Origin of the sequence: Stappia sediminis, from assembly GCF_009826895.1 — a bacterium.
Taxonomy (GTDB): domain Bacteria; phylum Pseudomonadota; class Alphaproteobacteria; order Rhizobiales; family Stappiaceae; genus Hongsoonwoonella; species Hongsoonwoonella sediminis.
Genome location: NZ_WUMV01000008.1, coordinates 70,512 through 84,190 on the forward strand (window position 1 = coordinate 70,512; position 13,679 = coordinate 84,190).

The following is a 13,679-nucleotide window of genomic DNA, read 5'->3' on the forward strand; positions in this document are numbered from 1 at the left end:
CAATTCGACAGGCGCCGCAGGGAGGAGCCGCTTTCGGGCGGCCGACGCGCATTATGCCGAGAACGAAGGGAAGCGTGACGATCGAGGATGTGGCCCGCCTTGCCGGCGTCGCCAAGGGCACGGTGTCGCGCGTCCTCAACAATTACGGCGACACATCGGCCGAGACGCGCGATCGTATTCTCCAGGCCGTCGAGCGCCTTGAATACCAGCCTTCTGCTGCCGCAAGAAAACTGAAGCGCGGGCGCGTCGACACTCTCGGTATCGTGCTGCCGGCGGGACAGGGTGAGCACGCGGACCCCTTTCTTTCCGAATTCCTCGACGGGATCGCCCAGGCGCTCGACCTTTCCGATCGTGATCTCCTCGTCACCACCGCGCATTCCGATGAGCATGCCGTGACCGTACACGACCGGCTGATACGTTCGCGCAAGGTCGACGGCTTCATCGTAACCCGCACGCAGGGCGACGATCCGCGTATCGGGCTTCTTCTCCAGCGCGGTTTTCCGTTCGTCGCCCATGGGCGCACGAAGGAAACGGACTTTGCCTGGTATGACGTCGACAACGAGCGCGCCTTTCTCGATGCCGTCCGCCATGTCGTGGCGCTCGGACACAGGCGCATCGGCTTCCTCGGCGGCCCCGTGCGGATGAATTTCGCCATTCAGCGAAAGGCCGGATATCGCAGAGGCCTGGCCGAAGCCGGCATCGCGCACGATCCGGCGCTGGAAATCGCTTGCGAGTTGAACGAAATGAGCGGCGCCGAAGCCGCGCGCACGCTCGTTCATCTCGATGAACCGCCGACGGCGCTCGTCTGCGTGACCGATACCCTGGCGATCGGGGCGATAGAGGCGCTGCGCGCGCTCGGTCTTGCAATCGGTCGGGACGTCACCGTCATCGGCTACGACGGCCTTCCCGTCGGCGCCTATATCGACCCGCCGCTCACCACGTTTTCGCAGTCCGCACATGCAGCCGGAGCGCGCGCGGCACAAATGCTGATCGACGTGATCGAGGGCGTCGATCCCCTGGAACGCCAGGAACTTGTCCGGGCCGATCTCGTCAAACGGGCATCCGACGGCCCGCCGGAAAAAACGCCGAAAGAGCTCAAGGAGAGCCTGGCTCGATAAACAGACACCCCGCAACATCAAGGAGGAGACAAGCGATGCTGGGGAAGAAATTACTGACGACGACAGCCGCGGCCGCCATTCTGGCCATTGGCTTCATGAGCCCCGCCACGGCCGAAACGCTGCGCTTCTGGACCACCGAAGAGCAGCCCGAGCGCCTTGCCAAACAGGAAGAGTTGGCAGCCGCATTCAAGGAGAAGACCGGCATCGAGGTGGACGTCATCCCGGTGACCGAAACCGAGCTCGGCACGCGCGCGACCGCCGCCTTTGCCGCCGGCGACCTGCCGGATGTGATCTATCACACGTTGCAATACGTCCTGCCCTGGGCGGAAGCGGGCATTCTCGACACCGACGCTTCCAACGAAGTGCTCGAAGCGCTCGACACGGCGACATTCGCGCCCGGCGCGCTTGCCATGGCGTCTTACGAAGGCGGCCACGCCGCCGTCCCCGTCGACGGATGGACGCAGATGATCGTCTACCGCAAGGACCTTTTCGACGAGAAGGGTCTTGAAGCGCCGACGAGCTATGGGGCGATCCTCAAGGCGGTGGAGGCGCTGCACACCCCGCCGGAGATGTACGCCTTCGTCGCCGCGACGAAGATCGACGAGAACTTCATGAGCCAGGTGCTTGAGCACGTCTTCCTTGCGAATGGCGTTTCTCCGGTCGATGAAAACGGCTTCAAGCCGCTCGATGAGAAGAAGACGATCGAGGCGCTGGAATTCTACAAGGCAATCGCCAAGGCCTCGCCTCCGGGCGAGCTTTACTGGAAACAGTCGCGCGAGCTTTATTTTGCCGGCAAAGCGGCGATGATCATCTGGTCGCCCTTCATCCTGGACGAACTGGCGGGCCTGCGCGACAGTGCGCCGCCGACGATCAACGACGATCCGACCTCCAAGGAGCTGGCTTCGAAGACGGACGTCGTGACACGGTTCTCCGGCCCATCCAACCCGGATGGCGCTGCCTGGGCCGACATTCGCTATTTCGGCATCACCAACGATGCCGATACCGATGCCGCGATAGACTTCGTCAAGTTCTCGATGGACGAGGGCTATCTTTCCACGCTGTCGATCGCTCCGGAAGGCAAGTTCCCGGTGCGGCGCGGCGACGCGAGCGATCCGCAGAAATTCGTCAAGGGCTGGGCGGAGCTTCCCGTCGGCGTGGACCGCAAGGCGCCTCTCACCGATCTTTATGGCGAGGAAACCATCGCCGAGATCGTTGGCGGGCTTGAAAAGGCGAACCGCTGGGGCGTGAACGAAGGGCAGCTTTCGCTCGCCTCGAAGATGGTCAACTCGCAAGTGATCAACCGCCTCGTTCGCGAATATATCGACGATCAGCGCGATGCGGCGCAAACGGTCGCTCGCCTGAACGAGGAACTGGCGAAGATCCAGTAATCGCAAGACGCTCCGCCTGGAAATCCGGCCAGGCGGAGCGCATTTCACCAAATCGTCTCCACCCGGCAACGGCTTGCGAAGAACCATGTCACCGGCAAACGGATTGACGGAACCGCGCCCACCGAAAGGCAGTGGCCCCATGCAGCGGCGCGAAGCGCGCCTTGCCTGGGCCATGCTCGCGCCGACGTTTCTGATCGTCCTCGCGATCGTGCTGTTCCCGCTCGTCGCGAATTTCTGGATCAGCGTGAAACCGGTGGGCCTAGCCGATCTTCGCCCGCCCGCGATCCTCGTCAACGAGCGCCTGCGGGGACGACCGAAAGAGCCGGGCGATCAAGCAACGATCGAGTACCGGTTGCGAAACTCCTCCCAGGACGAGGAAATCCGCAGTGCGCAGCTTGCAGCCACACTTCCGCCAGGCTTCACACCCGCCGGGGCACCCGAAAGCTGCAGCCTGAACAGCGGCGAAATTGCTTGTAAATTCGGCACCATTCCACCCCGCTGGCGTGAAAACGTCCGGCTGGAAGGCACCGTCGATGCGGAGTTTCTAAAGCTTGACGATCCGCTCGACGCCTATCCGGCAGAAACCTCGGGTGAAGCCGACAACATCCTGACGAGCTTCGAATTCACGCTTGAGAATTTTCGCCGCGTCTTCAGCGGTGCGGAATTCTGGTCGGTCCTCAGGGTCACGATCTATTACACCGTCTTCGGCACGGGCGGCGCGCTTGTGCTCGGTCTTTTTGCCGCTCAGCTCATGAACGAGAGTTTCAAGGGCCGGGGCTTCCTTCGCGGGTTGTTCCTCTTCCCCTACGTGGCGCCCGTCATCGCGGTCGCCTTCACCTGGGTTGTGCTGTTCGACCCGTTCTCGGGAATGCTCAACGCGCTACTGACCCGCATGGGCGTGGTTGGCGAGCCGATCAACTTCTTCGGCGCACGGTCGATCCCCATCACGCTCTTCGGCCTTACCTTCGAGTTTCCCCTGGCGCTTTCGACGGTGATCGCATTCGAAGCCTGGCGGTATTTCCCCTTGTCGTTCCTCTTCATCCTGGCACGCATGCAATCGCTTTCGAGCGATCTTTACGAGGCGGCCGAAATGGACGGAGCAACGCCGCTGCAGCAGTTCTGGTACATCTCCCTGCCGCAGCTTGTCGGCATTCTCTCCATCCTCTTCCTGCTGCGCTTCATCTGGACCTTCAACAAGTTCGACGACATCTTCCTGCTCACAGGCGGTGCCGCCGGCACGCGCACGCTCACCGTCGACGTTTACGAGCAGGGCTTCGCGCTCTCCAACCTCGGCGCGGGCGCCGCCGTCGCCGTCGTCGTCTTTGTGCTTCTCGTCACATTCGCAACGCTATTCATCCGCTTTTCGCCGAAGGAGGAAGGGCTATGAGCATCCGCACCGGCTATGCGGCCGCCATCCTCATCGGCGCGCTGTGGGGAGCGCTTTTCATCGTCGTCACCGGCGTTCTCTTCACCCTCGTCACCGGCACGGTATCGGCACCGCCGGCAGGCGCAGCCGCGTTAGCTGGGATCGTCGGAGCACTGGTGCTCGTCACGGCAAAAGCGGAAAACCGCACGCGAACCCGCAAGTTGATCGCGGGCTTGGCGGTTTTGCTCACGCTGGGGCTTTTCACATTCATGTCGCCATTCGGCCTGCCGCTCGACCGGAACCCGCTCTGGCAATTGTTCGCCCTCGTCCTCTTCGTGGCGAGTGTCGCCTTCGCAAGCGAGCGCTGCCTCGCAGACATCCCGCGCGGGCCGATCAATCGTTATCAGAGCGAGCTTGTCTTCATCCGCGCGACGAAAGGGATCGGCTTTGCCGTCTTCACGATCATCGTCGCCCTGCCCTTCTACGTCATGGTGATGACGAGCCTGAAGAGCCAGCAGGCGCTGCTCGCAAACCCGCTCGATCTCTCCATCGACCTCTCGCAAGGCGTGGACAGCCTTTTCCGCTCCTACGTGGAGCTTTTCACGCAGTTCAATTTCGGAAGATACCTGCTCGTTTCGGCAATCGTATCGGTCGGAACGGTGTTGATCACGCTATCGTTCTCCGTGCCGGGCGCCTATGCCGTCTCGCGGCTGCGTTTCAAGGGGCGGGATTTCCTCGCCCGCTCGGTGCTCCTGATCTACATGGTGCCGGCGATCGTGCTCGTAATCCCGCTTTACGCGGTTTTCTCACAACTTGGGCTGAGGAACAGCCTCACAGGCCTTCTGATCGTCTATCCGGCAACGACGATCCCGGTCGCGCTCTACATGCTGCAGGGCTATTTCAGGGGGCTCCCTGCAGAGCTTGAGGAAGCCGGCCTCATGGACGGGCTGACGCGCCTTGGCGTCATCTTGAAGATCACGCTTCCGCTTTCACTCCCGGCGCTCGCCTCCGTTTCGCTCTACGTCTTCATGATCGCGTGGAACGAATTCCTCTTCGCCTACATGTTCCTCGACGATCCGGCGATCTTCACGCTCTCGCGCGGGATCGTCTCCCTCAATTCCTCGGAAGTACCGCGCCAGCACCTGATGGCGGGCGCTGTGGTCGCAACCGTGCCGGTGCTGGTGATCTTCCTCTGGTTCGAGCGCTTCCTGGTACAGGGCCTGACGGCGGGAAGCGTGAAAGGTTAAGCGGCGAACTAATGACCATGGAACAGCAAGAAATGCCCGGAAATCTAGATACGCAAGCGCGTTCGATCCTGAAAGAAAACGATCTTGGCGGCTACACGATCCCGACCAGGGGACTCTACCCTTACCAGTGGAACTGGGATTCGGCGTTCGTTGCACGCGGGTTTCAGACCTTCGATCCGGATCGCGCATGGACAGAAATCGAGACCCTTTTCGAAGGGCAATGGGACGATGGCATGGTCCCGCATATCGTCTTCCGCAAGGACGACCCGAGCTATTTTCCCGGCCCCTCCGTCTGGGGCACGAAGCAGGCGTTGCCGACGTCCGGCCATTCGCAGCCACCGGTCGTTGCCACGGTCGTTCGCGACATCTACGAGGCCGACCGGGAAGCCGGAGAAGCACGCGCACGCGCGCTTTTCCCGAAGATCCTTGCCTGGCATCGCTGGTTTCACCGCTACCGCGATCCGGACGGCCTCGGTGTCGTCGCCGTCATTCACCCTTGGGAAAGCGGGCGCGACAACACGCCCGACTGGGACGGTCCGATGCAGGCCGTGGATACGTCCAACATCAAGCCCTACGTGCGCAAGGACACCTCCCACGTCGACCCTTCCATGAGGCCCTTGAAAGCCGACTACGATCGCTATCTCGCCATTGTCGACTTCGGCCGCTCCTGCGGCTGGGACGCGGCGCGCGTTGCGCGCGACTGCCCTTTCTTCGTCGCAGATCCGGGCATGACGTTCATCCTGCTGAGGGCCGACCGGGACCTGCTCGCCCTTGCGCAAGCCTTCGGGGAAGACGAAGCGGCGCAAGAGATCGGGGAGTGGATCGAACGGGCGGAAACCGGCGCTATCAGGCACTTGTGGAGCGATGAAGTGGAAGGCTTCGTCAGCCGTGACCTGCGCAAGAACAAGCTCATGGACGGAATTTCGAGCGCATCGTTTCTTTCCGTCTATGCCGGGATAGCGGATGAGCGCACGAACGCAGCCCTTGCCCGGCAGTTCGACCGGATAGCGGAAAAAGCCACCTATCTCATGCCCTCATGGGACCCTGAGGACAGCCGGTTCGAGCACCTGCGCTATTGGCGCGGGCCGGTTTGGGCCGTCGTCAATTCCATGATCGGGCGGGGCCTTCTTGAGGCTGGCGATTTCGCGCGCGCCGAACGCATACGCGCCGATACCGCGCGGCTGATCGAAACCAGCGGATTCGCCGAATACTATTCGCCCGTGACCGGGGCGGGTGCGGGCGGCGGGGCATTCTCCTGGACGGCCGCCGTCTGGCTTTTCTTCGCGCGGCACGAAATCCCTCAAGGCTGATGTAACGGAGCTGTTTCATGGGTGCGATCCGGCTGGAATCGGTCGAGAAATGGTTCGGCGACCTGCAGGTTATCAAGGGTGTCGATCTTGACATTGCCGACGGCGAATTCGCCATCTTCGTCGGTCCGTCCGGCTGCGGGAAATCGACGCTCCTTCGCATGATCGCCGGCCTGGAGGAGGCCAGCCGCGGCAGGATTTTGATCGACGGAGAGGATGTTACCGCCCGTCCGCCGTCGGGCCGCGGGCTATCGATGGTTTTTCAGTCCTATGCGCTTTATCCGCATATGTCGGTACGCGAGAACGTCGGCTTTCCGCTGAAAACAGCCGGCATGGCCAAGGCGGACATCGAGAAGAAGGTCGCAGAGGCCGCCGACATCCTGAAGCTCGGCGACTATCTCGACCGCCGCCCGAAGGCGCTTTCCGGCGGACAGCGCCAGCGTGTCGCCATTGGCCGCGCGATCGTGCGCGAGCCGAAAGGCTTCCTGTTCGACGAACCGCTCTCGAACCTCGATGCCGCCCTTCGGGTGGAAATGCGGCTTGAAATCGCCCGGCTCCACACCCGCCTCGGCACGACGATGATCTATGTGACGCACGATCAGGTGGAGGCGATGACGCTTGCCGACAAGATTGTCGTGCTGCAATCGGGCCGGATCGAACAGGCGGGCAGCCCCCGTGAGCTTTACGAACGTCCGGATAATCTGTTCGTCGCCCAGTTTATTGGCTCGCCCAAGATGAATATTCTGCCGATTTCGGTGTCCGAATCTGAATTCGTTCTTTCTTCAGATAACAACGCCAAGGCTGCAGGCGAATATCCACACACAGGGCATTCCCGCAAAGCCACGACACTCGGTATCCGGCCCGAGCATATCGACGTTACATCCCCGGACGCTGAAGGCCCAAACTGCGCAGGTACAGTCGAAGTGGTCGAATACCTCGGCGCGGATACCTTCCTTTACGTTGCAATCGAGGGGCAGGATACCGTAATGGTAAGGACACCGGGCACGATGGTTCACCGACCGGGTGAACGGATCGGGCTGAAATTCCTGACCGATCACCTTCATTTCTTCGATGCAGACGGGAAGGCAATTCGCCGGAATTCCTGACCGGAGAAGTCAGGTTACGGAAGAGGCTGAAAAGATTACCCTTTTCCATACGCCACTTTCGCACTACACTTGGGTTTATCTGCAACAACCTGAAAGGAGGTGATCCAATGTCGAGTGAGTTTTCAGGATCGGACCTGTTGTCTGGGCGGGACTCCTTTGTGTTGGAGCAGCCTTTGGCGCGAAAGGTTTCCGCCGGGATATAATCCGGGCACCAGGTTTCGACCTGTCTCACGGAGGGCCGCATTTTTGCGGCCCTCTTGTGCTTTAAGATATTGTTTTGTCAGATTTTTCCGTTATAAGCGCGACGGCCGATGCGGCAGGCAAGGACCGTGAAGGTATCGCACGACAAGGCTTCTTTCGCTTCCCGCTTCAGGGATTCGACATCATCGATCCACACGCCATGACCTCCGTAAACCCTTGCCAACGCAGGGAAATCCGTCCCGCCGAAGTCGACGCCGAGGTTCGGGCGCTGGGTGTTGCGCTGCTTGAGTTCGATGAGGGCAAGACTTTCGTCAACAAGGACGCAGACGATCACCGGCAGCCCCAAATCACGTAGCGTCGCCAACTCCCCTAGCCCCATTTCGAGGCCGGCGTCGCCGACGAAGACCACCACCGGGCGGTCCTTGTCCGCAAGCTTATGCCCCATACCAAGGGGAAGCGCGCAGGCCATTGTGCAAAGGGCCGAAGACTGAAGCATGCCGCGCGAAACGCCCGTTTCCCAGATTTGCGAGACGAGGATACGATGGGCACCACTGTCGGCCGTTGCCACCGTTTCCGCCGGCAAGACCTCGCGAAGCGCGTGGAAAACCGCAGCCGGGCCCCAGCCTTCCGCCTCGGGCGGAAAATCGGATTTCAGCTTCTCGCGCGCCGCTTGCGGCTCGCCATCCGGCCATGTCTCACCCGGGTTTATCCCCTGCGAAAGCGCGGAAAGCGCCGGCGCGAGACCGCCAATCACGGTATGGCGGACGGAATGCATGCCGTGGGTTCGCACGACCGGGGATATCTCGATGACCGGCGCGCCTTCAGGCCATGGGTCCCGCCAGTTTATCCGCATCTCGATCGGGTCGTAGCCGAGAAGCAGGATACAGTCGCTCTCCTGCAAAAGCGGCAGCAAATGCTTGTCGGCCTTGGGGCTCAAGCCCGCACCGCCAAGGGCGAGCGGATCGGCCTCGTCAAGCAGCCCCTTCGCCTTGTAGCTGGTTATCAGCGGCACGTTGAAGCGGCGGCAGAACGCGGATATCTCCTCGCCCGCATCTTCATTTACGGCATCCACGCCAGCGATCGCGACGGGCTTTCGCGCGGTTTCGAACAACGCCCGCGCGGCGTCGAGCTCAATTCCAAAAGGGGTGAAAAAGGTTCCGGAACCGGGGAGCGAGAAATCCTTTGATGGCTCATCGGTCGTCCCTTCGGCAACGCCGATCGGCACATCGATATGGACCGGACCGGGCTGTCCTTCCAGCGCGATCGTGATCGCCTTTTCCATCATCCTGTCGATGGCGCCAAGGTTCGCCCGGAAACTTGCCTTCACGACAGGGCGAAGGAGTTGCTGATGGTCGAAAACCTGATGGGTGTAGGTTTCAGCTTCCGCGGCGTCCACACAGCCGGTGAGGAAAATCAGCGGCACCCGGTCCTGCCAGGCGTTGGCGACGACATTGACCGCATTGGCGACGCCTGGACCGAGCGTTGCGAGAAGCACGCCGGGCGCGTTCTTTCCCGCCCGCGCCTCGGCATGCCAGACACCTTCGGCCATGAAGCCGCCGGAGTTCTCATGCTTGACGAGATGAAAGGCGAGACCGGCGCGCTCCAGCGCATCCATGACCGCGAGAACCTCGCCGCCCGGAATGCCGAAGGCGTGGCGGCAGCCTGCCGAATAAAGCTTGGCCGCGATCAGATCGGCACCCGTGGTCATGCGTCGTCTCCGGTATCGATGATGTTCTTTGCTTTCAGGTCCGCGATCTCTTCATCGCTCATTTCGAGAAATCGCGACAGCACATGCGCGGTGTCCTGCCCGAGCCGCGGCGGAGCGGCGCGATAGGTAACCGGTGTTTCGCTCATCTTGATCGGATTGCCGATGAGATCCACCGAACCGCTGCCGCTTGTTTCATGCGGCAGGGTAATGCGCATGCCGCGATGGAGGATCTGTTCGTCGGAAAAGACCTGCTCAAGATCGTTGATCGGCCCGCAGGGAACGCCCGCCTTTTCAAGTTCGGCGATCCACCAGTCCGCTGGTTGTTTCGCGGTCAGGCGTTCGACAATCGGTTCCAGTTCCTTTCGGTTTCGAACCCGGTCGGCGTTTTTGGAAAAACGCGGATCCTCGGCAAGCGCGGGCTCGCCCGCGACCTCGCAAAAACGGACGAACTGGGCGTCATTGCCAACCGCGATGATGAAGGAACGGTCGCTCGCCCGATAGGCGTTATAGGGAACGATGGTGGGATGCGCATTGCCGCGCCGGGGCGGCACCTCGCCGTCGGTGAGATATGCGACACCCTGATTGATGAGCCAGGCGACCTGCGTATCGAGAAGCGCAACGTCGATATATTGCCCCTTCCCGCTGACATGCCGGTGATGAAGGGCCGCGAGAATGGCATTGGAGGCATACATGCCGCACATGACATCGGCGATGCCAACACCTGCCTTGGTCGGCTCTCCGCCTTCCTCGTCGGGCCTGCCGGTCAGCGACATGATGCCGCCCATGCCCTGAATGAGGAAATCATAACCGGCGCGCGCGGCATATGGCCCGCTCTGGCCGAAACCCGAGATCGAGCAATAGATGAGCCGCGGGTTGAGCGCCTTCAGGCTCTCGTAATCGAGCCCGCGGCGCTTCAGGTCGCCCACCTTGAAATTCTCGATCAGGATGTCGGCTTTTTCGGCGAGCTTGCGGATGAGCGCCTGACCGCCCTCCGACGCGATATCGACGGCAAGCGAGCGCTTGTTGCGGTTCGCGCTCATGTAATAGGCGCTTTCGCGCGTCTCGCGGCCTTCACGGTCCTTCAGGAAGGGCGGCCCCCAGCCGCGCGTATCGTCGCCCTTGCCGGGCCGCTCGATCTTGATAACCGTCGCGCCAAGGTCGCCCAGAAGCTGGGTTGCCGTCGGCCCGGCGAGAATGCGCGACAGGTCCAGCACCACAACGCCGGAAAGCGGACCCATCCGCCCGCCTCCGGCCTCATCCCGACTTCGATCCGTCGTCACTTTTCCCGTTCAGCTCCTGCTCCAGTCGATCTCACCCCATCCTGAGCCTGACGACGAGACCGGTGATAAATCCGAAGGCCATATGCCCGATCAGCGACGCCCATGCGAGAGGCACGAAGCCCAGGAAGGGCGGCAGGCCGGCGAAGACATGCGCCATGATGTAAAGCGCGAAGACCCAAAGACCAACACCGTAACCGAGCGCGACCAGATACCACGGCAGGAACGGCAGGAAACGGTCCGCAATGGGCTTTGCGATAAAGAGATAACCCAGCGGGTAAAACACAACGCCGACGACGAGGTGGATCAATTCCGCGAGAGGCCAGCTTTGAAAGCCGAACACGGATTGAACGAGGGCTGCCGGCTGAAGCGGACCGCCGACCCACAGCGGCGTGATGACCCGCGCCCAGAACTCCCACGTTCCGTCTGCCAAAATGCCCGCGCCAACGGCCGTCAGCAGGGTGGCAAGCGTCAAGGGTGGGAAGGCGAGGCTCAATGTCCTTTGATTGATTTCCAGTGCGTTCATGATCGGGCACTCCTGTCGTTTGCCACCGGTAAAAGGTGACAGCGCCAGGAAGATGCGCCCGCCTTTCGCTCCGCTCAACACAAAGTGCCGTTACGTAATATTCGATATCTCTCGCGCGTTCGTGATGCTTGCGCGCGTTTTCGTGAAAAATGACCTACCAGCCTTTTCGCTCCGAAAGCTCCTTCCATGCGCGCCTGATCCACTCGCCGCGCACGCTGTGGCCGCCGTCATGAAGGCAGACCTCAAGCAACGCACTGTCCGTTTCCTGACGCTGGCAGGCGATGCCTTCCGCAGGGGCCACGGTGGGGAAGACGAGAGGCAGATGCTCTTCCTTCTGCCAGACGGCAAGGCTTTCCGCGACGTTGGACTGACCCCAGATGCCGCCAATGGGGCGGCCGCCAATCGGCACCGTACGATCCGAGGTGCCATGAACATGAAAAAGGATCGGCGGCGGGGACGGACAGGCCTCCGGGACCGGGTTCCAGAATGCCCCCGCAACCGGTGCGAAGCCGGCGAAAAGGCGACTGCGATAACAGGCAAGGTTCCACACCATCGACCCGCCCATGGAAAAGCCCGAGGCCATGAGGCGGTCCGCCCGCACGGCAAAGCGCGTCGTCAAGTCCTTCACGACGTTCTCGAAATAGGCGAACTCGTCGCGCGTCTGCGTCGGCGAGCCGGGGTAGCTCCATGTTCCGTTACCCTCCGGCGCGACGAAGGCGACGTTGAGATCGTCCGCCATGCGCGCCCAGCCCTTGCTGCGCATTTCCGACCTCGCAGACCCGCGCCAGCCGTGAACGAAGAAGATAGCGCCTATCGGCGTCACGCCGTCCCAGCCTGACGGAAAACGCACGCGGTATTCGCCGCCATCCACCTTGCAGGGCGTATCGACGCCACAGGCGAAAGCGTGTGCGGCGCCACTCCAGCCGAGTGAAGCCGCGGCCAGGCCTGTAAACACAGCCAGACCCATCAACATTCGTGCGATCCGCAACATCAAACACCTGCTTGCCAAACCCGATTTTCGTTCGGCCAAGAATGGCGCCTGCGCACGGATCGGCAAGCGCGGCGCGATCAAGCCTCGGTGAGTGGCCCGGCAGCTTCACGTCGCATCGCACATTTATCAAAACCTTGTTAAGCGCAACGCTTTCGGCAGCATTTCGCGAAAAATTCATTTGCGCCGCACATTAAAGCGGGGCAGCAAAATTGCATGGATCGTTTGCGTCACATGACGCTCCGCATGATCGTCGTTGCGGCCTACGCGACGGTGATGATGGTGATGGGCTTCCTGCACCAGCCGGTTTTCGCGGATGGCGGCGAGGATTATGCATTCGCAAACGAGCTGGAAGAATACCGGCTGCCGGACGGCACGCTGCCGATCATCTGCGTGACGATCACCGAGGATCGCGAAGACCAACGACCCGGCGAAAGCGAAGAACACCGCCACCGCCAGATCATCTGCGAAGCCTGCCTCGTCAATTCCGGCCAGATCGCGGCACCCGCTCCGCCGGTTCTTCCGCTGCCCGCCGCCGAGCGCGCGGAGCGGATCACGATTGTCCGCTCGCAAGTACCGGCATCGCGCCACGCTGGTGGCGCCGGAGCGCGCGCGCCGCCCTTCACATCCTGAAATCGATCCGGATTCATGCGTCACGCGGGTGAATGACCGCTGCCGCCTGCCGGATCCCGCAATTCCCCCTCTTCGGGTTTCCGTAAACGCACCGTCCATTGCGCGCAGTGGGAGGAGCCGGCATCGCGCCGTGCGGACCCCGGCGGCGGTTGCGCGCGGGGGATGGAAGACAAGGGCAAAGCCCGGCTTTCCGCGACCGAAAACCACAAAAGAAAACTTAGGGTCTGGACCCTAGACACAGAGAGACCAACCGATGAAGACCATCAAGACGATCATAGCCGCCACACTCGGCGCGAGCATGCTTGCCGCCCCGACCGCTGCCTTGGCCCATGCCACGCTGGAAGTGCAGGAAGCCGCCGTCGGCTCGACCTACAAGGCGATCGTACGCGTCGGCCACGGCTGCGAGGGCGAGGCGACCCATACGCTGCGCGTCCAGGTGCCGGAAGGCTACGTCAACGTCAAGCCGCAGCCGAAGGCCGGCTGGAAGCTTGAGACCGTGCGCGGCGCTTACGAGAAGGCCTACACGCTCTACGGCCACGAGCACAAGAAAGGCGTGAAGGAGGTGATCTGGTCCGGCAACGAACTGCCTGACGATCACTACGACGAATTCGTGCTTCGCGGCACGCTTGCTTCCGACCTTCAGGCGGGCACGACCTTCCATATTCCCGTCGTCCAGGAATGCGCAAACGGCGCGGAACGCTGGATCCAGATTCCGGCCGAGGGCCAGGATCCGCACGAACTGGAGTCCCCCGCGCCGGGGGTAAAGCTTATCGAAAAGAAAAAAGGCCATTGATCTTGAGGCGCCCCGGATTTC

The 13,679-nt window shown here is 61.8% G+C and carries 12 protein-coding genes; 8 read left to right on the forward strand and 4 right to left on the reverse strand.

Going from position 1 to position 13,679, the window contains the following annotated elements:
• Positions 1-53 precede the first annotated feature (53 nt).
• From GR183_RS16805 to GR183_RS16830, 6 genes are all read left to right on the forward strand, one after another.
• Positions 54-1,118: a LacI family DNA-binding transcriptional regulator gene (locus GR183_RS16805; RefSeq protein WP_160776837.1), complete on the forward strand. Its 1,065-nt coding sequence runs from the start codon at positions 54-56 to the stop codon at positions 1,116-1,118.
• A 35-nt stretch (positions 1,119-1,153) separates the two neighbouring features.
• The gene (locus GR183_RS16810; protein WP_160776838.1) at positions 1,154-2,506 is read left to right on the forward strand and encodes an ABC transporter substrate-binding protein; all 1,353 of its coding nucleotides are present in this window, start codon (positions 1,154-1,156) and stop codon (positions 2,504-2,506) included.
• A 139-nt stretch (positions 2,507-2,645) separates the two neighbouring features.
• Complete coding sequence (locus GR183_RS16815) at positions 2,646-3,893, forward strand: carbohydrate ABC transporter permease (protein ID WP_202396165.1); 1,248 nt, start codon at positions 2,646-2,648, stop codon at positions 3,891-3,893.
• Entirely contained in the window at positions 3,890-5,119 is a 1,230-nt protein-coding gene (locus tag GR183_RS16820) for a carbohydrate ABC transporter permease (RefSeq protein ID WP_160776840.1), read from the forward strand. Before GR183_RS16815 ends, GR183_RS16820 begins: the two co-directional genes overlap by 4 nt.
• 32 nt (positions 5,120-5,151) lie before the next feature.
• Entirely contained in the window at positions 5,152-6,429 is a 1,278-nt protein-coding gene (locus GR183_RS16825) for an MGH1-like glycoside hydrolase domain-containing protein (protein WP_160776841.1), read from the forward strand.
• Between the two features lie 17 nt (positions 6,430-6,446).
• Positions 6,447-7,532 (forward strand): ABC transporter ATP-binding protein, encoded by a 1,086-nt coding sequence (locus tag GR183_RS16830; RefSeq protein WP_160776842.1) that lies wholly within the window; start codon positions 6,447-6,449, stop codon positions 7,530-7,532.
• A 280-nt stretch (positions 7,533-7,812) separates the two neighbouring features.
• On the opposite strand, the gene GR183_RS16835 is transcribed toward GR183_RS16830, so the two are convergent.
• The 4 genes from GR183_RS16835 to GR183_RS16850 all read right to left on the reverse strand — a co-directional run bounded on the left by GR183_RS16835 (position 7,813) and on the right by GR183_RS16850 (position 12,217).
• Positions 7,813-9,441 carry a thiamine pyrophosphate-binding protein gene (locus tag GR183_RS16835; protein WP_160776843.1) on the reverse strand — a complete coding sequence of 543 codons (1,629 nt, stop codon included), beginning with the start codon at positions 9,439-9,441 and terminating at the stop codon, positions 7,813-7,815.
• Positions 9,438-10,679 carry a CaiB/BaiF CoA transferase family protein gene (locus GR183_RS16840; protein ID WP_160776844.1) on the reverse strand — a complete coding sequence of 414 codons (1,242 nt, stop codon included), beginning with the start codon at positions 10,677-10,679 and terminating at the stop codon, positions 9,438-9,440. The genes GR183_RS16835 and GR183_RS16840 overlap by 4 nt, the downstream gene beginning before the upstream one ends.
• 73 nt (positions 10,680-10,752) lie before the next feature.
• Positions 10,753-11,244 (reverse strand): hypothetical protein, encoded by a 492-nt coding sequence (locus tag GR183_RS16845; protein WP_160776845.1) that lies wholly within the window; start codon positions 11,242-11,244, stop codon positions 10,753-10,755.
• Positions 11,245-11,398: 154 nt separating this feature from the next.
• Complete coding sequence (locus tag GR183_RS16850) at positions 11,399-12,217, reverse strand: CE1 family esterase (RefSeq protein WP_160776846.1); 819 nt, start codon at positions 12,215-12,217, stop codon at positions 11,399-11,401.
• A 231-nt stretch (positions 12,218-12,448) separates the two neighbouring features.
• On the opposite strand from GR183_RS16850, the gene GR183_RS16855 reads away from it, so the two are divergent.
• Together GR183_RS16855 and GR183_RS16860 are read left to right on the forward strand one after the other, a co-directional pair.
• Positions 12,449-12,865, forward strand: a complete 417-nt coding sequence (locus GR183_RS16855; protein WP_160776847.1) for a hypothetical protein — start codon at positions 12,449-12,451, stop codon at positions 12,863-12,865.
• A gap of 253 nt (positions 12,866-13,118) precedes the next feature.
• Positions 13,119-13,658, forward strand: coding sequence for a YcnI family copper-binding membrane protein (locus tag GR183_RS16860; RefSeq protein WP_160776848.1), 540 nt, complete (start codon positions 13,119-13,121; stop codon positions 13,656-13,658).
• The last annotated feature ends 21 nt before the right edge of the window (positions 13,659-13,679 follow it).